General features: G+C 31.6%; 21 protein-coding genes. 11 read left to right on the forward strand and 10 right to left on the reverse strand.

Annotated features, from left to right (window positions below; translation table 11 throughout):
- Positions 1-2: 2 nt before the first annotated feature.
- The 8 genes from D6T69_RS00925 to thiL form a co-directional block, all read right to left on the reverse strand.
- Entirely contained in the window at positions 3-1,499 is a 1,497-nt protein-coding gene (locus D6T69_RS00925; RefSeq protein WP_125066017.1) for a GH3 auxin-responsive promoter family protein, read from the reverse strand.
- A gap of 13 nt (positions 1,500-1,512) precedes the next feature.
- Entirely contained in the window at positions 1,513-2,376 is an 864-nt protein-coding gene (locus tag D6T69_RS00930) for a M23 family metallopeptidase (protein WP_125066018.1), read from the reverse strand.
- Positions 2,377-2,424: 48 nt separating this feature from the next.
- Positions 2,425-3,009 carry a nicotinate (nicotinamide) nucleotide adenylyltransferase gene (gene nadD / locus D6T69_RS00935; RefSeq protein ID WP_125066019.1) on the reverse strand — a complete coding sequence of 195 codons (585 nt, stop codon included), beginning with the start codon at positions 3,007-3,009 and terminating at the stop codon, positions 2,425-2,427.
- 24 nt (positions 3,010-3,033) lie between these two features.
- Entirely contained in the window at positions 3,034-3,636 is a 603-nt protein-coding gene (gene gmk / locus D6T69_RS00940) for a guanylate kinase (RefSeq protein ID WP_125066020.1), read from the reverse strand.
- A 2-nt stretch (positions 3,637-3,638) separates the two neighbouring features.
- Positions 3,639-4,505: a YicC/YloC family endoribonuclease gene (locus D6T69_RS00945; RefSeq protein WP_231128374.1), complete on the reverse strand. Its 867-nt coding sequence runs from the start codon at positions 4,503-4,505 to the stop codon at positions 3,639-3,641.
- 31 nt (positions 4,506-4,536) lie between these two features.
- The gene (locus D6T69_RS00950; RefSeq protein WP_125066021.1) at positions 4,537-5,436 is read right to left on the reverse strand and encodes a DMT family transporter; all 900 of its coding nucleotides are present in this window, start codon (positions 5,434-5,436) and stop codon (positions 4,537-4,539) included.
- 154 nt (positions 5,437-5,590) lie between these two features.
- Positions 5,591-6,061 (reverse strand): peptidoglycan-binding protein LysM, encoded by a 471-nt coding sequence (lysM, locus tag D6T69_RS00955; protein ID WP_125066022.1) that lies wholly within the window; start codon positions 6,059-6,061, stop codon positions 5,591-5,593.
- 159 nt (positions 6,062-6,220) lie between these two features.
- On the reverse strand, positions 6,221-7,270 hold the full coding sequence (gene thiL, locus D6T69_RS00960) for a thiamine-phosphate kinase (protein ID WP_125066023.1): 1,050 nt from the start codon (positions 7,268-7,270) through the stop codon (positions 6,221-6,223).
- Positions 7,271-7,409: 139 nt separating this feature from the next.
- On the opposite strand from thiL, the gene D6T69_RS00965 reads away from it, so the two are divergent.
- The 10 genes from D6T69_RS00965 (at position 7,410) to D6T69_RS01010 (ending at position 17,716) form a co-directional block, all read left to right on the forward strand.
- Positions 7,410-8,630 (forward strand): choice-of-anchor B family protein, encoded by a 1,221-nt coding sequence (locus D6T69_RS00965; RefSeq protein ID WP_125066024.1) that lies wholly within the window; start codon positions 7,410-7,412, stop codon positions 8,628-8,630.
- Positions 8,631-9,959, forward strand: a complete 1,329-nt coding sequence (locus D6T69_RS00970) for a hypothetical protein (protein WP_125066025.1) — start codon at positions 8,631-8,633, stop codon at positions 9,957-9,959. It abuts the gene before it with no gap.
- A 3-nt stretch (positions 9,960-9,962) separates the two neighbouring features.
- Entirely contained in the window at positions 9,963-10,721 is a 759-nt protein-coding gene (locus D6T69_RS00975; RefSeq protein ID WP_125066026.1) for an MbnP family protein, read from the forward strand.
- Between the two features lie 2 nt (positions 10,722-10,723).
- Complete coding sequence (locus tag D6T69_RS00980) at positions 10,724-11,791, forward strand: cytochrome-c peroxidase (RefSeq protein WP_206197827.1); 1,068 nt, start codon at positions 10,724-10,726, stop codon at positions 11,789-11,791.
- Between the two features lie 135 nt (positions 11,792-11,926).
- Positions 11,927-12,256 (forward strand): HesB/IscA family protein, encoded by a 330-nt coding sequence (locus D6T69_RS00985; RefSeq protein ID WP_125066027.1) that lies wholly within the window; start codon positions 11,927-11,929, stop codon positions 12,254-12,256.
- A 33-nt stretch (positions 12,257-12,289) separates the two neighbouring features.
- Positions 12,290-13,738 (forward strand): Fe-S cluster assembly protein SufB, encoded by a 1,449-nt coding sequence (gene sufB, locus D6T69_RS00990; protein ID WP_125066028.1) that lies wholly within the window; start codon positions 12,290-12,292, stop codon positions 13,736-13,738.
- A 16-nt stretch (positions 13,739-13,754) separates the two neighbouring features.
- The gene (locus D6T69_RS00995) at positions 13,755-14,615 is read left to right on the forward strand and encodes an N-acyl homoserine lactonase family protein (protein ID WP_125066029.1); all 861 of its coding nucleotides are present in this window, start codon (positions 13,755-13,757) and stop codon (positions 14,613-14,615) included.
- Positions 14,616-14,625: 10 nt separating this feature from the next.
- Positions 14,626-15,378, forward strand: a complete 753-nt coding sequence (gene sufC, locus D6T69_RS01000; RefSeq protein WP_125066030.1) for a Fe-S cluster assembly ATPase SufC — start codon at positions 14,626-14,628, stop codon at positions 15,376-15,378.
- Positions 15,379-15,476: 98 nt separating this feature from the next.
- Positions 15,477-16,790 carry a Fe-S cluster assembly protein SufD gene (gene sufD / locus D6T69_RS01005; protein WP_125066031.1) on the forward strand — a complete coding sequence of 438 codons (1,314 nt, stop codon included), beginning with the start codon at positions 15,477-15,479 and terminating at the stop codon, positions 16,788-16,790.
- A 53-nt stretch (positions 16,791-16,843) separates the two neighbouring features.
- Entirely contained in the window at positions 16,844-17,716 is an 873-nt protein-coding gene (locus D6T69_RS01010) for a LytTR family DNA-binding domain-containing protein (RefSeq protein ID WP_125066032.1), read from the forward strand.
- 8 nt (positions 17,717-17,724) lie between these two features.
- Here the strand turns inward: D6T69_RS01010 and D6T69_RS01015 are convergent, their stop codons facing one another.
- Both D6T69_RS01015 and D6T69_RS01020 read right to left on the reverse strand, forming a co-directional pair.
- On the reverse strand, positions 17,725-18,324 hold the full coding sequence (locus tag D6T69_RS01015; RefSeq protein WP_125066033.1) for a hypothetical protein: 600 nt from the start codon (positions 18,322-18,324) through the stop codon (positions 17,725-17,727).
- 7 nt (positions 18,325-18,331) lie between these two features.
- A complete protein-coding gene (locus D6T69_RS01020) occupies positions 18,332-19,141 on the reverse strand; it encodes an alpha/beta hydrolase (RefSeq protein WP_125066034.1) in 810 nt (269 codons plus the stop codon).
- Positions 19,142-19,336: 195 nt separating this feature from the next.
- On the opposite strand from D6T69_RS01020, the gene D6T69_RS01025 reads away from it, so the two are divergent.
- The gene (locus D6T69_RS01025) at positions 19,337-19,540 is read left to right on the forward strand and encodes a hypothetical protein (protein WP_125066035.1); all 204 of its coding nucleotides are present in this window, start codon (positions 19,337-19,339) and stop codon (positions 19,538-19,540) included.
- Positions 19,541-19,645 lie beyond the last annotated feature (105 nt).

A 19,645-nucleotide genomic window follows, 5' to 3' on the forward strand; every position in this document is an offset into this window, starting at 1 on the left:
CTTTATTCAATTAAAAAATTCTGCAATACATCCGCAATTTTTCGGTTGTCTGATAATTGTGGAATCTTATTCTGACCTCCAAATTTTCCTATGGATTTCATATATTCATGGAAACCTCCTTTTTTCACTTTTCTAATGATAAGAGGACGTAAAATTTTACCTTCAATTAAATCGAAATAATATACATTCTGCTCTTGCATAGAAGCATCAATTTTAGATGCTAGTTCATCTATGTTTTCAGGTTCGTTTTCAAACTCAATAAACCACTCGTGATAGGGTAATCCACTTTCAGGATTTACTTGCGGTGCTACTGTAAACTCGCTTACGTTCACATCAGTTCCTTTTATAGCATCATTCAATGCTTTTTCAACCTCTTTCCCTATTACATGCTCACCAAAAGCAGAAATAAAGTGTTTTATACGTCCTGTTACTTTTATTCTGTAGGGCTTTAAAGAAGTAAATTCTACAGTATCTCCAATATTATAACCCCATAAACCCGCCGAGGTGTTTAAAATAATAACATAATTCACCCCTAATTGAACGTCTTTTAATGATATTCTTGTTGGATTCTCATCAAAAAATTCATTTGCTGGAATAAATTCATAAAACATTCCTGAGTTTAACTGCAACAACATTCCTTTTTCGGTTTGTGAATCTTGATATGCAATAAACCCTTCTGAAGCAGGATACAACTCTACATAGTCTATTTTTTTTCCTATTAACGTTTCAAATTTGTTCTTGTAGGGTTCAAAATTTACACCTCCATACACAAAGAAATTAAAGTTTGGAAAAATTTCAGAAACTGTCTTTCCAGTTTTCTCAATCAGTCGTTCAAAATACATTTGTACCCATGACGGAATTCCGCTTATCACCGTCATATTCTCTGGCAAGGTTTCTTCAACTACTTTATCTACTTTGGTATCCCAATCTTCAATACAGTTGGTTTCCCAACTTGGTAAACGATTTTTTAAGAGATAATTTGGAACATAATGCGCTGCTATTCCACTTAACCGCCCTAATTTCACGCCGCTTTTATCTTCTAAAACTGGACTTCCCTGTAAAAAAATCATCTTCCCATCAACAAAGCTAGCATCGTTTGTTTCTGTAATATAAAACAACAAAGCATTTCGAGCTGCTTTTATATGTGTGGGCATGGATTCTTTACTGATAGGAATATATTTTGCTCCTGAGGTTGTTCCTGATGTTTTGGCAAAATACAAGGGCTTTCCTTTCCATAAAACATTCTCTTCTCCTGCTACAACTCTATCTACATAACTACGTAAACCTTCATAGTCGTTAATTGGAACTCTTTTTTTAAAGTCTTCGTAATTGTTAATTGATACAAAATCATGGTCTTTTCCAAATGCTGTTTTACATCCTTCTGTAACCAAATATTGAAAAACTTTTTCTTGTGTTTTATGTGGGTTTTTTGCCCATTTATATACTTGTTTACGGACAATTTTCGCAAATGGAATTGCTAATATTGATTTTATACTCATGCTCTTTTTCTATTTACTGAAAATCTATATAGTTTGTTGGATTTACTGGAAACCCGTTATTCCACAACTCAAAGTGTAAATGAGGACCTGTGGTTAGTTCTCCTGTAGAACCTACACTCGCTATTGCTTCTCCCGATTTCACTACATCTCCTTGCTGTTTTAACAAGGTTCCATTATGTTTATATACTGATATAAATTCATTGGAATGTTGTATTGTTAATACATATCCTGTTTCTGCTGTCCATTCTGCTAAAATAACCGTACCATCTGCTACTGCCTTTACTGGTGTGCCTGTTTTAGCTACAATATCAATCGCATAATGTTTGTCATTAACATTAAACGGTTGCGAAATACCTCCTGTTAATGGCGAAAAGAATACATTTTTAACTCTATTTTCTCCTCCATTATACAAAGGAAACAGGTCTTTACTTTCTATTTTTTCTCTAAACAATGAATCTTCCTTTGATGCTTGTAGTTTACTTTCATCAAAAGCTATTGTTTTCATTTCATTTGTTATTGAATCTATCTTTTCTGGCTCAATTTGTCCTGTTAAAACAGGTTTTAAAGCTTTTGTATAATCTTCAAGAACCGATAACCTAGTTTTTAACGAATCTGCTTCATACGTTAAGCGAGTAGCTTTCTTTTTTAAAGCTGTTGAAGAGTATCCTGGTATATATTCTCGTATACCTGTGAAAGCAATTAACAAAGTAGTAAGTACAATGAGAAGTATAGAAAACACTCCTCCAAATACAAAAACATTTAATCGTGATAGCTTTAAAGAAAACCGTTCTTGAAACGTATCTTCATTTATAATTACTAAGCGATACTTATCCGTAAGTTTTTGTTTTAGCTTTCGCTTTTTTTTATTTTTTGCCACGTTTTATACTTGTTTGGATTTCAAATATACAACGAAAAAACGGCGAAACTATTTTTTATAAAAATTCATCTCATCTATATACTTCCACACCTTATCAGACAACAAAGGTTTGCAGTTTTTTCCTTCATTTATAGCATTGCGAACCATGGTTGAAGATATTTGTACAATAGGGGCTTCTACTCTATGAATTTTCTTATGATCTTTAAATTGATTTTCAACCACGCCGTTTGATACTCTGGGATAAACATAAACATCATAGTCTTCTAAAATAACCTCATAGTTTTTCCATTTATGTAAACTTTTCAGATTGTCTTCTCCCATAATTAGGCTAAATTTATAATTAGGGAATTTTTCCGAAATATGTACCAGCGTATTTATGGTATAATTTGGTTGCGGTAGTTTAAACTCAATATCTGAAGGCTGAATTTTCTCATATTCCTCAGTTGCTAAATACACCATTTCTAAACGATGATGATTGTCTAACAGCGAACTTTTCTTTTTAAAAGGGTTATGAGGTGTTACCACCATCCAAATTTCGTCTAAATCTGAGTTTTCAACTAGATGATTGGCTATGATTAAATGCCCTATATGAATTGGATTAAAAGTTCCGAAGTATAATCCTATGTTTTTCATATTCATAGATACTAGACTTATTCTTTATCCGTTTTTCACTTCCTTTTCTATTCCTAAAAAATCATCCACTAAATCTTCCGCTTCTTGTAATGCTACAGGTAAATCGTAGTTTTTAATGATTTTATCAAACTGTGGTGCTGTTGCTAATTCTACTGATGCTTTCGCGATGCGCATATTGATTTTATCTTCGCTTTCAGTACTTCTTTTCTTTAAACGAATTTTCAATTCATCAACACTTGGGGGTTTTACAAACACAGCTAAGGTTTCTTCTGGAAATTTCTTTTTTATACGTAAGCCTCCAACTACATCAATATCAAAAATTACATGCTTTCCTTGTGCCCAAATTCGTTCAACTTCTGTTTTTAACGTTCCATAAAAGTTATCACGATACACTTCTTCCCACTCTAAAAACTCATCGTTTTTTATTTTTTGCTTGAATTCTTTTGCTGATATAAAATAATAATCTTTTCCATCAACTTCTTCTCCTCTTGGAGCTCTTGAAGTAGCAGAGATTGAAAACTCCAAATTAAAACGTTCTTGCGCCAATAAATGACGTACAATGGTGGTTTTACCTGAACCTGATGGTGCTGAAAACACAAATAATTTCCCTTTAAACTCTTTCGACATTCTTATAAAACGTTTAAAATTTGCTCTTTTATTTTTTCTAACTCGTCTTTCATTTGGATGACTAATTTTTGCATTGGTGCAAAATTAGCTTTAGACCCTGTAGTATTGATTTCTCTTCCTATTTCTTGTACGATAAACCCTAATTTTTTTCCATTAGAATCTTCGGTTGCTAATTGCTGTAAGAAATATTCTAAGTGATTAGCTAAACGTACTTTTTCTTCGTTAATATCTAACTTCTCTAAATAGTAAATTAACTCTTGTTCAAAACGATTTTCATCAACCTCAACTTTTAAATCTGTTAATGCTTTTTGTAAGCGTTCTTTAACATGCTCTATTCTATCACCATCTAACTTTTTAACTTCTTCTAAAGCAGATTGAATATTTAGTATTCTTGTTTTAAAATCTTCTTCTAATGATTTTGCTTCGTCAGTTCTATATTGAATAATTTCTTTTAATGCTTCATCAATATGAGTATCTATTTGCTTCCACTCTTCTTCATCTAACTCTTCACGCTCAGTTTTTAAAGCATCTGGCATTCTAACAGCCATTTTCATTAACTCAACATCATCAGAAGTTCCTACTTGAGTTACGTTTCTTAATTGCTGCATGTACTCTCGTACTACACCTGTATTTACAGTAGTTGAAGTTTCATCTGCAGTCATTTCTACATAAATAGAAAAATCTACTTTACCACGCACTAAATTACTTGCTAATTTTTTTCGAACATTTAACTCCTTTTCTCTGTAGTATGAAGGAATTCTAGTATTTAAATCTAAATTTTTACTGTTTAAAGATTTAATTTCGATTGTTACTTTTTTAGAGGGTAAATGTAGTACGGATTTACCGTAACCCGTCATTGACTGTATCATAACTTCGGTTTAATAATCCGCAAAGATACGTTTATTTATTGGGAGTTTCTGTTGGACGTTTGGTTACTAAAAATACTCCTAAAAAGATTAATAATGCAGCACCTATTTTAATTATATCTAAATGATCACTTCCTACAATCAATGCATAAATAGCCGCTACTACAGGTTGTAAATACATAAAAACACTTACTGTAGTTGGTTTTAATTTTGATAATGCAAATAAGTTAAACAAGTAAGTAATACAAGTAGTGAATAATACTACAAAACCCGCTTTTAAGAAAATTGAAACAGGCATTGTTTGCCACTGCACTTCTAACAATTCAAAAAAACCAAAAGGTAGTACCATTATCAATCCAAAAAGGTATAGCCACTTAACAAAAACAATAGGATTATATTTTGTTATTAATTTTTTTACGACTACCAAATACATACCATACGATGCTGCATTAATAAATACTAAAAAGTTCCCTAACACCATATTAGTTGCATCTCCTTTAAGTGGATTACCATAAGCTATTAAAATTATGGCTCCTACCATACCAACAATAACTCCTGCTATTTTTCTTAAAATTAATTTCTCTTTTAAAAGAATACTAGCAAAAATTAATACTAAAATAGGAGTAGTCACCATCATAACTGATGCATTGATCGGCGTAGTATAACTTAACCCTTTAAAAAACGTAAGCATATTGAAAGCTATTCCAAAAAAAGCTGCCATTGCTACTTTTTTATAGTCTGCTTTCTCAATAGATGGTGCTTTTACAAAAAGTCCTAATAGCCAAAAAACCATGGTAGCTCCACCAACACGAAGTAATATAAAACCAAAAGGTTGAATATACCCTTCCATTACTTCTTTCGCTACAGTAAATGTAATTCCGTAAATAAGTGTTGCGATAGATGCTGCAGTAAGTGCTAACGCTCTTTGGTTCATTTTTAATAGTTTTAAAAACAAGTGCAAAGATGATGATAATATTCTTCTTTTCTATTACTTTTTTATCCCATACCAATCTTAAAATATCTCTTTTACATAAACTAAAAAAGCACTGCATATGCAGTACTTTTTCCTCTGGTTGATTAACTTTTGATTAGTCCACTAAAGGTGGTATTCTTAATACTTGTCCTGGATAAATTTTATCAGGATGTGTTAACATTGGTTTGTTTGCTTCGAAAATTACTGGGTACTTCATAGCATCTCCATAAAACTCTTTTGCAATTTTACTTAATGAATCTCCACTAACTACTGTATGGAATTGAGCCATTGCAGCTTCTTCAATAACTTCAACCTCTTTAACGGTCATATTATCTTCTACAGAAGCAATTCCTTCTGTATTACCTACTACTAAAACTACTTTTTCTTTAGTAGCTAAATCTGCTGCTTCCCCTGTTACTGTAGCTTTATCATCATCTACATTAACAGCTAAGTTTTCAACAGAAAGTTCTAGTTTATTTACTGCGTCTACTAATTTTGCAGCTTTCTCTGTTGCTTCTTCTTCAGTTGTTTTCCCGATACCAAAAACTTTTGCTCCGGCATTTTTAATAAATGAAAAAATTCCCATTCTCTTTTTTGATTTTTTGTTAATATTCTTTTTACTGTCTGACTAAGATACAATTTTTATACCAAAACTCGTATTCCAAAATAATTTAAAAAGAGTCTTTTTAAAACTAAAAAAGCACCCAAACACGGGTGCTCATAATCTATTATATTTTGTTCTTCTCTAGTCTTTATTAAAAGAATTCCAACCTTGTGCTTTTAATTCAATTTCTTGATTAGCACGTGTTACCAAATTCATTCCTTCATTCTTCTCAGTAATATGACCTACAACCGTTAAATTAGGATTTCCTTTTATTTTGTCATAGTCATCTATAGAAACCGTAAACAACAATTCATAATCTTCTCCACCACTTAAAGCTATCATGGTACTATCCATATTAAACTCTTCAGAAGTAGAAATTACCTGCGGATCTAATGGTAATTTATCTTCATATATTTTACATCCTGTTTTACTTTGCGTACAGATATGCATAATTTCAGAAGATAATCCATCAGAAATATCTATCATTGAAGTTGGTTTCACCTCTAACTCTTCTAATAACTTAGGAATATCCTTACGTGCCTCAGGTTTTAATTGACGTTCAATTATATAAGTATACTTATCTAAATCTGGTTGATTTTGAGGATTCACTTGAAACACTTGCTTTTCACGTTCTAATACTTGTAACCCTAAATATGCTCCTCCTAAATCACCCGAAACTACTATTAAATCGGTAGGTTTAGCCCCATCTCTGTATACAATATCCTCTTTATTAGCAGTACCAATGGCTGTAACAGAAATTAATATTCCTTTTGTTGAAGAAGTAGTATCTCCTCCTACTAAATCTACTTTATACGTATCGCATGCTAGTTGTATTCCTGCATACAATTCCTCAATAGCTTCTAACGGAAAACGATTAGATACAGCAATAGATACTGTAATTTGTTCCGCATTAGCATTCATCGCATACACATCCGATAAGTTAACCATTACCGCTTTATATCCTAAATGCTTCAAAGGCATATAACTCAAATCAAAGTGTATCCCCTCTACTAACAAATCAGTTGTAATTACAGTTTCTTTACCTGACGCATTAATTACAGCAGCATCATCTCCTACTCCTTTCACTGTTGAAGAATGATACATTTTAAAATGCTTTGTTAAATGGTTTATTAATCCAAATTCTCCAAGTTCAGCTAACGAAGTTCTTTCTTGATTTTTATCTTCTAACATGCTGCAAAGATAACGACTAACAAACAAAAAGAACTATTTTACTTAAGGTAATCTACATAAAATAAAAATAGGGTTTTATTGTTTTTGTATGTTATATAAATAGTTAATTACTTAATTTAGTGCTTTTAAACCCCATTTTATGAAAAACCTGAAAATTCTACTTGTTTTAGTTGGGATGTTATTTTTAACTTCTTGCTCATCATCTTCAAATGAAACTCCAATAGAGACCAATAAAAAACCTTGCGAAAATGGAATGGCAGGTGATTTTCCTTGCAATGGCTACGATCTCCTATTAAATATCCCTGTAAATACATTTAATGCTAAAGAAGTAAATGATAGTTGGGGTTGGACAGACCCAACAACTAACAAAGAATATGCTATTGTTGGCTTGGATAATGGTACCGCTTTTGTTGACATAACTGATACTGAAAAACCAGTGTATCTAGGTAAACTTCCCACTCCCACTATTAGCAGTGCTTGGAGAGATGTAAAAGTGTATAATAATCATGCGTTTATCGTTGCCGACAATAACCAAGGAGATACTGGACATGGTATGCAAGTATTTGATTTGACAAGATTAAGAAATGTTACCAATCCTCCCAATACATTTACAGCAGATACACGTTTTACCGATTTTGGAAAAGCGCACAATATTGTAATTAATGAAGCCACTGGTTATGCTTATCCTGTAGGTACTGATAGAACTGGAACCTACAAAGGAGGTCCTTTATTTATCAACATCCAAAACCCTAAAAGCCCAATAAGCGAAGGTGGTTGGGGAACCGATAATTACAGTCACGATGCCCAAGTAGTTACCTATAACGGTCCTGATACCGATTATGCTGGTAAAGAAGTTTTGATAGGAAGTAATGAAAACGAAGTGGTGATTGTTGATATTACCGATAAATCAAATCCAGTAACTATTTCTAAAATTTCATATTCAAATGTAGGGTACACCCATCAAGGTTGGTTTACTCAAAATCAACAATATTTTATTTTAGGAGATGAATTAGATGAGCAAAAATTTGGTAACAATACAAGAACAGTTATTTTTGATTTTTCCGATTTAGATAACCCTAAACAACATTTTACTTATAACGGACCTACCAAAGCAATCGATCATAATTTATACGTGAGTGGAACTACTCTTTATTTAGCTAATTATACTGCAGGTATTCGTTTTATTGATATTTCAAACATTGGAAGTAAAAACATTACTGAAGTGGCTTATTTTGATACCCATCCAGAAAATGACAATGCTAATTTTAATGGAGCTTGGAATGTATACCCTTTCTTTAAAAGTGGTAAAATTGTTGTAAGCGATATTAACAGAGGCTTATTTATTCTTAAAAAACAATAAATGCTCAAGCAACTTTCACCATTCCTTTTTGTATTAACCATTATTTGTAGTTGTAGCAAAGATGATGGCATACATTTTAATTCTTCATCAAAAGCCCCTGAAGTCAGTTTGGTTAAAACTCTTGGAGGTTCTGTAAACGAAAGTGGTAGAAGTGTAATAAACACTTCTGATGGAGGTTATATTGTAGCTGGTTATACTCAAAGTATTGATGGAGATATAAAAACCACTAGAAACACAATTCAATATGATTTTTGGGTTTTAAAATTTAATGCAAGCGATAATCTTCAATGGCAAAAAACCTATGGAGGTTCAAAAGATGATAAAGCGTTTAAAATTATCAAAACAAGTGATAACGGCTTTGCTATTGTGGGCTATGGAAAAAGCAATGATGGAGATGTAAATACAAACGAAGGATTTGATGACATTTGGGTATTAAAACTAGACAACAACGGTACAATAGTATGGGAAAAAACTACTGGTTTCTCTGGAGCTGATCAAGGTTTTTCAATTATTCAAACTTCTGATGGAGGTTATTTTATCGGGAGTATTCTAGACGTTACTGCATCTGGAGGCTTAGGTAATTCAAAAAAAGTAGCAAAACACGCTGGTGGAGACTATTGGGGGATTAAGCTTAATCCTAGCGGAGATATTGAATGGAGAAAATACTTTGGAGGAACAAATACTGATACTTGCTACGATGTAGCCGAAGCCACTGACGGCTATTTATTAATTGGCTCTTCTGACAGTAATGATGTAGACATCAAAAACAACAAAGGCTCTTACGACTTTTGGATTGTTAAAACTGACAAAAGCGGAGATTTACTTTGGGAAAAATCTTTTGGTGGTACAGAAATTGATGAAGCTAGAGCAATAACAAAAACAAATGATGGAAACTTCATTATAGTAGGAGATACACGTAGTTCTAATAAAGATATATCTCAAAATAATGGTGGTGCTGATGTATGGGCTATAAAAATAACCAGTCAAGGAAAATTACTTTGGCAGAAAAATTATGGAGGTTCTAGTTTTGATGTTGGTAGATCTATTAAAAAAACATTGAACGGAGATTTTTTAATATCTGGAAGCTCAAGAAGTGCTGACAACAACTTTACCAATAAAGGTCAAAATGACGCGTTAATTATGAAAATTGATACAAACGGAAACCTTTTATGGCAAAAAACAATAGGAGGTACAGATATCGATTTTTGTTACGATGTAGTTGAATTAACAAACGGAAATATTATTGCTGTAGGTGAAAGTAGCAGCAACAATCAAGATATAACAACAAACAAAGGTTTTTCAGACCTATTAATTATCAAACTAAAATAATAAATGAAATATTTTTTAACTCTCTTCTTTAGTGTATTGTTTTTTTCTTGTAGCTCAGATAATGATGAATCTATCAAAGAAGTTTCAGTAAAACTAAAATTTAGTCAAAACTGGGATGGTACTATAATTGAAAAATCTGATTTAGAAAACACCGAATTCACCAACAAAACAGGAAGTAAACTTACTATAAGCAGACTACGCTATTTAATCTCACGCATTAGTCTTGTTAATGGTGCAGGAGACACGACTAAGTTTGATAGTTACAAGCTAATTGATGTAAGTAAACCAGACAGTTTAACACACAGCCTTTCTAAAAAAATATCAGAAGGAAGCTATAAACTACTTTTTACCTTCGGTTTTAATAATAGTGACAATCAAAGTGGAACATATCCAGATCTAAACTCTGCTGATTGGAATGTACCCGATATGATGGGAGGAGGATATCACTACATGCAACTAGATGGTAAATACAAAGATACCTTAGGGGTAGAAAATCCATATAATTTTCATGCAGTAAGAGCTTACGATAAAGAAAAAGACTCTATTTTAGACACTTCTTTTAGAATTGAAACTAGCTCTATACTCTTAAAAAACAATGCTACTGTAGAAATCAAAATGAATGTAGCTGGGTGGTTTAAAAGTCCTAATGATTGGGATTTAAACGAAAAAAGTGTTGATTTAATGATGGATTTTGAAGCTCAGAAAGAAATTTCTGAAAACGGTAAAAGTGGTGTATTTAGTTTAGGAAACATTTCTCAATAATAATGATGCTAAAAAGTATATACCTTTCTTTACTTCTACTTCTTTTAATCAGTTGTTCTTCAAAAGGAGAAGAAGAAAGTGTATACACACCTGTTCCTGCTAACTTAGAAATCCCTGAGTTATTTCAACAAAAATTAATAGCTCCTGTTATTCCAACTAACAATCCTTTAACAGAAGAAGGAATAGCTTTGGGAAAAAAATTGTTTTTCGACCCTATTTTATCAAAAGACAACACACAATCTTGCGCTAGTTGTCACGACCCAAAAAACGCTTTTACCGACGACACTCGTTTTAGTGAAGGAGTCGATGGTAAATTCGGAACGCGAAACTCAATGCCGCTATTTAATTTAGCTTGGAATTTTGATGAACGTTTTATGTGGGACGGAAAAGAACTCAGTATTGAACGTCAAGCATTCTCACCTGTTCGTAATCCAATTGAAATGCATAGCGATTGGAAAAATGTAGCTAAAAAACTACAAGAACACGATGAATACCCAATCCTTTTTCAACAAGCTTTTGGAGCATCAAAAATAGATTCGACCTTCGTTACCAAGGCAATCGCTCAGTTTGAAAGAACTCTAATTTCAGGAAATTCAAAATTTGACCAATACCTTTTAGGTAAGGTAGAATTAACTTCAGAAGAACAAAACGGGTTTAATGTGTTTATGGATGAAACTAGAGGAGACTGTTTTCATTGTCATGGGAGTGATAACAATCCTTTATGGACAGACAACAAGTTTCATAACAATGGCTTAGATGAAACTTTTACCGATATTGGTTTAGGCGCTGTTACAGGTGACCCAAATGATAATGGAAAATTTAGAAGTCCTTCCTTACGAAACTTAAAATTTACTGCCCCATATATGCACGATGGACGATTTGCTACTTTAGAAGAAGTAATTAATCATTATTCTGAAGGATTAAAACTATCTTCTACCATTGACCCTTTGATGAAAAAAGCTAACCAAGGAGGTGTGCAGCTCTCAGATAAAGATAAAGCAGATTTAAAAGCTTTTCTTTTAAGTCTTTCCGATGATAATTTTGTAAACAATCCTAAATTTCAACAATAATCTTCTAACAATCAGCAAGTAGATTTAAAGTATAAACAATTTTTATCGCCTAATAAGTATATTCATTTCAAAAAATGATATAAATCATATTTTGTCATTATCTTTGCAGTCACTTAGATTTAATCTATTTAAACGATGATAAAAGTTTCAGACACAGCAAAAAAGAAAGTCATTGAACTAATGACCGATGACGGATTTGATACTGCAACCGACTTTGTTCGTGTTGGAGTGAAAAGTGGCGGTTGTTCAGGATTATCATACGACTTAACTTTTGACAAAACCCAACAAGAAAACGATAAAGTTTTTGAAGATAACGATGTAAAAATTGTTGTTGACAAAAAGAGTTTTTTATACCTAGTTGGAACAACTTTAGAATATTCTGGAGGTTTAAACGGTAAAGGATTTGTATTTAACAATCCTAATGCTAACAGAACTTGTGGTTGCGGAGAGAGTTTCTCTCTATAAGCCTATACATCACAAAAAGAATACAAAAAACTGATGAGTAAATACACCGAGGACGATTTAAGAGAAGAATTAAAAACCAAAGAATACGAATATGGTTTTTATACTGATATTGAAAGTGAAAAGTTTCCTAATGGGATAAACGAAGATATCGTTCGTGCCATTTCTAAAAAGAAAAACGAGCCAGAATGGATGACTGAATGGCGTTTAGATGCTTTTAGAATTTGGGAGCAAATGGAAGAACCAGAGTGGGCTAATGTTACCTATAAAAAACCGAGTTTCCAAGATATTTCTTATTACTCAGCACCTAAAAAGAAACCTAAACTAAACAGTTTAGATGAAGTAGACCCTGATTTACTAGCCACTTTTGAAAAATTAGGAATTTCTTTAGAAGAACAAAAAAGATTAGCTAATGTAGCAGTTGACATTGTAATGGATTCTGTTTCTGTAGCTACTACTTTTAAAGAAACGTTAGCTGAAAAAGGAATTATTTTTATGCCTATTTCTGAAGCTATTCAAGAGCATCCAGAATTAGTAAAAAAATATATAGGTTCTGTTGTACCACCAACTGATAACTTTTATGCTGCATTAAACTCAGCTGTATTTTCTGACGGATCTTTCTGTTATATTCCAAAAGGAGTTCGTTGCCCAATGGAGTTATCTACTTATTTCCGTATCAACGAAGGAGGAACTGGTCAGTTCGAACGTACCTTAGTTGTTGCTGATGAAAGCAGTTACGTTTCTTATTTAGAAGGATGTACTGCTCCGCAACGTGATGAAAATCAATTACACGCAGCAGTTGTTGAGCTTATTGCTTTAGACGATGCTGAAATAAAATATTCAACAGTTCAAAACTGGTTCCCTGGTGATTCAGAAGGAAAAGGTGGAGTTTTCAACTTTGTAACCAAAAGAGGATTGTGTGAAACCAATGCTAAAATCTCTTGGACACAAGTTGAAACAGGTTCAGCAATTACATGGAAATACCCTAGTTGTATTTTAAAAGGGAACAATTCTGTCGGAGAGTTTTACTCAATTGCAGTAACTAACAACCATCAACAAGCGGATACTGGTACTAAGATGATTCACTTAGGAAAGAACACTAAGTCGACTATTATTTCTAAAGGAATTTCAGCAGGTAAATCACAAAATAGTTATCGTGGTTTAGTTCAGGTAAATTCTAGAGCTGAAAATGCACGTAACTTCTCACAATGTGATTCATTATTAATGGGGAACGAATGTGGTGCACATACTTTCCCTTATATAGAAGCTAAAAATAAATCTGCTCAAATTGAACACGAAGCTACAACAAGTAAAATTGGTGAAGATCAATTATTCTATTGTAATCAACGTGGTATTGATACTGAGAAAGCTATTGCATTAATTGTAAACGGATTTAGTAAAGAAGTATTAAATAAGTTACCAATGGAATTTGCTGTAGAGGCTCAAAAACTACTAGAAATTAGTTTAGAAGGAAGTGTAGGCTAACCTAAACCGCAATACAATGAAAAAAATATTTTTATTAGCTCTTATAACTATTGTTACATTTAGTTGTAAAAATGCTAAAAAGGAACAAACTACAGAAGAGAAAACAGTTGAAAAGCCTCAAGTAAAACTTCATGTTTTAGATGGTGGTTCAATTTTAGTTAACAAACTTGAAGTTTTTTCTCAAGATACGACATACACAGGGCAATCTAAAAAGTTTTCAGATGCATTTTATGTAATATCTCACCCTAAAGGAAATTTAATGTGGGATGCTGGTTTACCTGAAACCTTAATTGTAGACGAACCTTTTACAGAACCTTCTGGTACTTTTACGTTACAACGTAAAGATTCATTAAAAAACCAGTTAAAATCTATAGGGTTAACTATTGATGATTTTAAATATATCGCTTTATCTCACCCTCATTTCGACCATACTGGTCATGCTAACCAATTCAAAAATGCAACTTGGTTAGTTCAGGAAAATGAGTATGATTTTATAACTAATGATTCTGCAAAAGTTAAAGATCCTAACACATACAATTCTATTAAAGAATTGAAGAATGTAGAAAAAATTAATGGCGACCATGATGTTTTTGGAGACGGTACAGTAGTTATCAAATACATGCCAGGTCATACAATAGGTCATCAAGCTTTATATATTGAAGCTGGTTTAGAGAAACCAATCTTATTAACAGGTGATTTATATCACTTTGAAGAAAACAGAGAAACTAAAGGTGTTCCTTCATTTAATTACAATGTTGAGCAAACTATAGAAAGCATGGAAAAGTTTGAAGCTTTCGCAAAAGAAAAGAATGCTGAGGTGATTATTCAACACTCACCTAAAGATTTCAAAAAATTACAAAATCTATTAAAAAAGTAACTATACAGCAATGTTAAAAATAGAAAACTTACACGCACAGGTAGAAGATAAAGATATTCTTAAAGGAATTAACTTAGAAGTAAAAGCAGGAGAGGTTCATGCGATTATGGGACCAAACGGCGCAGGTAAAAGTACCTTATCATCTGTAATTGCTGGTAATGAAACTTATGAAATGACTTCTGGTTCTATTGAATTAGAAGGTGAAGATATTAGCGAATTAGCTCCTGAAGAAAGAGCGCATGCTGGTGTGTTCTTATCATTTCAATACCCAGTAGAAATACCTGGTGTTACTGTTACAAACTTTATTAAAACAGCAATTAACGAATCTCGTAAAGCTCAAGGTTTAGAAGAGATGCCTGCTAAAGATATGCTTAAGAAGATTCGTGAAAAATCAGAATTATTAGAAATCGATCGTAAATTCTTATCTCGTTCCTTAAACGAAGGATTTTCTGGTGGAGAGAAAAAACGTAATGAGATTTTTCAAATGGCAATGTTAGAACCTAAATTAGCTATTTTAGATGAAACCGATTCTGGTTTAGATATCGATGCGTTACGTATTGTTGCTAATGGAGTTAATAAATTAAAATCTAAAGATAACGCTGTAGTGGTTATTACTCACTATCAACGTTTATTAGATTATATCGTTCCTGATTATGTACATGTTTTACACGATGGAAAAATCGTTAAAACAGGTGACGCTTCTCTTGCTTTAGAGCTTGAAGAAAAAGGGTACGATTGGATTAAAGAAGAGGCTAATAGTTAGAAAAGTTGAAAAGTAAAAAGTGTAAAGTTGCCTACAATTACAAGCAACTTTCCAGCTTTACAAACTTTTATACTTTATAAACTTTACAACTAAAAACAATGGAGTTGAGAGAAAAAATATTATCATCATACGTAGCTTTTGAAGACAGTGTAAATATTAATTCAGATTTACACGAAATAAGAACAAAAGCGCTACAAAATTTTGAAAAACTAGGCTTTCCTACTAAAAAGCTAGAAGCTTGGAAATACACTTCTTTAAATTCAATTTTAAAAGAAGATTATAGTATTTTTCCTGATAGAGATGCTTCTGTAGAGTTTGCTGATGTGAAAAAATATTTCATCCACGAAATAGATAGTTATAAAATAGTTTTTGTAGATGGAAAATACAGCTCTTTTTTATCAACTACTACTCATGATGGGAAAGATGTTTGTTTATTATCTGCTGCTTTTTCAAAAGAAAAATATAGACCTATTGTTGAAAAGTATTTTAACAAAATAGCAAAACAAGATAATTTAACTTCCTTAAATACTGCTTTTGCTACTGAGGGTGCTTTTATTCACATTCCTAAAAATGTTGAGGTTGAAAAACCTATTCAAATAATTAATTTTACTACGGGCAAAGAACATGCAACCATGTTACAGCCACGTAACTTAATTGTTGTAGAGCAAAATGCCCACGTTCAAATTATAGAGCGTCACCAAAACCTTAATGATAATGCTGTATTAACGAATGCTGTGACTGAGATTTACACAGACACACATGCTACAGTAGATTATTATAAGATTCAAAATGACAATAATGATGCTTCTTTAGTTGACAACACATACATTGAGCAACAAAAAGAAAGTACCTGTTCTGTACATACTTTTTCTTTTGGTGGAAATATTACTAGAAACAACTTAAATTTCTATCAAAAAGGAGAGCACATTAACTCTATTTTAAAAGGGATTACTATTATTGAAGGTAAACAACATGTTGACCATCATACTTTAGTAAATCATATAGAACCTAACTGTGAAAGTCACCAAGACTACAAAGGTATTTATGCTAATCGTTCTACTGGTGTATTTAATGGTAAGGTTATTGTTGAAAAAGAAGCTCAGAAAACTAATGCTTATCAACAAAATAATAACGTTTTAATTAGTGATAAAGCAACTATAAATGCAAAGCCTCAATTAGAGATTTTTGCTGACGATGTAAAATGTTCTCATGGTTGTACTATCGGTCAATTAGATGATCAAGCATTATTTTATATGCAACAAAGAGGTATTCCTAAAAAGGAAGCAAAAGCGCTATTAATGTATGCGTTTGCTAATACTGTTTTAGAGAGTGTTAAAATACCACAAGTTAAGAAAAGAATTACCAAATTAATAGCCAATAAACTAGGCGTTAACATTGGTTTTGAACTATAAAACAAATAAAAAGGCATTATTAAACATAATGCCTTTTTTAATTCTTTAATGTTATGAAATCTAAGTTTTTTAAAAACTTATCAATTCCTTACCCTTATTTATTTCATACTAAAAGAAATCTTATTATTGCTTCTACATTAAGCATCATAATATTCTTAATAAATTATTACTTTTCTCAAAATACAATTACAAACAAACCATATGCCTGCTTAACGGCTAGCGTAGTTACTTTTTTGAGTATTTTATTTTTTACTGAATTTGTTCCTAAAGTTTTTTTCACTGCTGAAATTAAAGAAAACTGGAATACTGTAAGAGAGTTTTTCTTTACAATTGGGATACTTATTTCCATAGCTCTTTTTCAAAATAGTTTTTTATACCCTTTTAAAATTGGCATTCATAGCAACTTCTTTTTAAGTCTAATTAATACTTTTTCTTATGTTATTTTAATAGGTACCATACCTATACTTATCATCATATGGATAAATTATGTTATCATCTTAAAAGAAAATTTAAGAAGTGTTAAAGCATACAATAAAGAATTGGAAAAGGAATTAAAACAGAAAGACAAAGAAGTTATTTTATCTATAAAAACGAATAATATAAACGAAACATTAATTCTTGACCTTACTACTTTTCTATTTGCTAAATCTGAAGGGAATTATGTAGATATTTACACTAAAAATCTTAATTCGGTAGATGTAAAACCATATAGAATATCAATTCAAAAACTGCTTAACAATTTATCTGATTATTCTTTTATTTTAAGCACACATCGTTCATATATAATCAATATTAAAAACATAAGAAGAACCTCTGGAAACGCAAGAAACTATAAAATTTCATTTCCCTGTGTTTCACATGAGGTTCCTGTATCTAGAAGTAAGTTTAAATTATTTAAAGAGGAGTTTGACAAATACTATAAATAGATATGTTTTTATAACATATACCCTACTCCCATTCCAAAAAACAATCTTGAATCAAAATCCCCTGGTCTAAACCTTCCACTATCAGTAATTCCTTTTAACGAACTCCAAATATCAAAAGTTACTGCTACTCTATTAAAAGTATAACCTAAAGAATTTATCATTCCGTAATTAAAATAAGAATATGAGTGCTTATATTTCTCATAAACGTTTAGATGATTTATATATAAATTCCCTTTAGATTTCAAATTCGTATACCCTAAAAAAGGTTGAACCGACATATAAAACCTTCTTTTGTTAAATGGATAAAAACTAAAATCAAACAAACCAATAACTGATAAATCTCTTGTATAACCATCAACATGATCTGTGAACATGTTTTCATTTTCATTTATAAAACTATTTTGATACCCTGCTCCAGCCATTAAAGTTATTTTTTTACTTTCTAACAACTTCCTTTTTACTTTAAAAACTAAACCATAATGTTCACCAAAACTTGCATTGATTATATCAGTTGTGTAACCTAATTCCAACTTCCACTTTCCTGTATTAGATTCTTGAGCATTCATCATAAAACAACTCAATAGTAGTACATATAAGATATTTTTCATTTTGTTCTTATTCAATAATTTGTAATCCTTTTTTAAATCCTTGTATTGGGCTATTTCTATGTGAAGTGTTTTCAAATCTTTCATAACTGAAGTTAAAATCATTATAGTTACTCAGCTCAAGTTGTCTGGTCAAAGCATCAAAAGATGCATTCATACCAACTCCTTCTAAGTCTCCCATAGACATATAAACACCTTTTCCATCTAATAAATTCAATTCCTTAGCATTGCTCTCTAAATCGAAAATAAAAGAGTTATACCACATTAAATTAGGGCTTATTACTATAGCATTATCAAAAGGATTTTCTTTTCCCTCTTGCATCATTACATATAAAGCAAAATACCCCCCAAGTGAATGTCCATAAATTGTTTTTGTTAAACTCTTTATTTGGTAATCTTCCTCAATTCTAGGTATTAACTCTGAGTTTAAAAAGTCAATAAATCTCTTTGCACCTCCTGAATCTCCATCAAAATCTCTAGCGTACGGATAAGAATAATCAGTTCCTCTTTCATTATCACCAACATAACCAATACTTACTACAATAATATTCTCATTGTTTTCTGAACTTATTATTTGCATACATTCATTGTAGTAATCATCACCATCTAGTAAATAAACTACATGATACTCTTTGGTTACATCAACTTCTTTAAGACTTCCTATTTGAATAGCGTATTTAAAATTTGTTGAATTTGATTTTACTGTGAAGTTTTGCTGCTTCATGTTAGAAGGTAAATCTTCTTCAATACAACTAGCAAAGAAAAAGAGCATAAAACTTAAGAATAAGACTGGTCTTTTTGTGTAAGAATACGTAATCATTTTTGATATTTTTATTTATTAATCCACATCAAAAATATCTGACCTGTATCCTCTCATCTACAATGAAAGCCCCTATGGTATGAAATGCTCCTTATTTGTGACAAAAGGACTCTTTTATGACAAATAACACTAACTAAAATCATTCATTTAGCTGTATAATTTGTTTTTCTTATCTTTAAAAGAAACAATTCTATTATGAACAACTCACTTAAAACAATTGCTTTTATTTCTGGAATAGTGATTTTAGCATACGGAGTATACACTCTTTTTAAACCTGAAACTCAAATTTCTATCGGTGATGTAGATCTAATAGAAACTCAAGACAACACCAACTCATACATTACCATCGCAGTTGGTATTGTTATTGTTGCTCTGAGTTCAATTATAGGGAAAAAATAAAAACCTTATTTCTTAAATCAAAAATCACCTTTTTATAGATTGTTTTTTTACTTCTATGAAATTTTATGTAATGAATTAAATCAGTCTACGTCAAAAATACCGTAA

The sequence above is a fragment of the Tenacibaculum singaporense genome, from assembly GCF_003867015.1.
GTDB lineage: Bacteria > Bacteroidota > Bacteroidia > Flavobacteriales > Flavobacteriaceae > Polaribacter > Polaribacter singaporensis.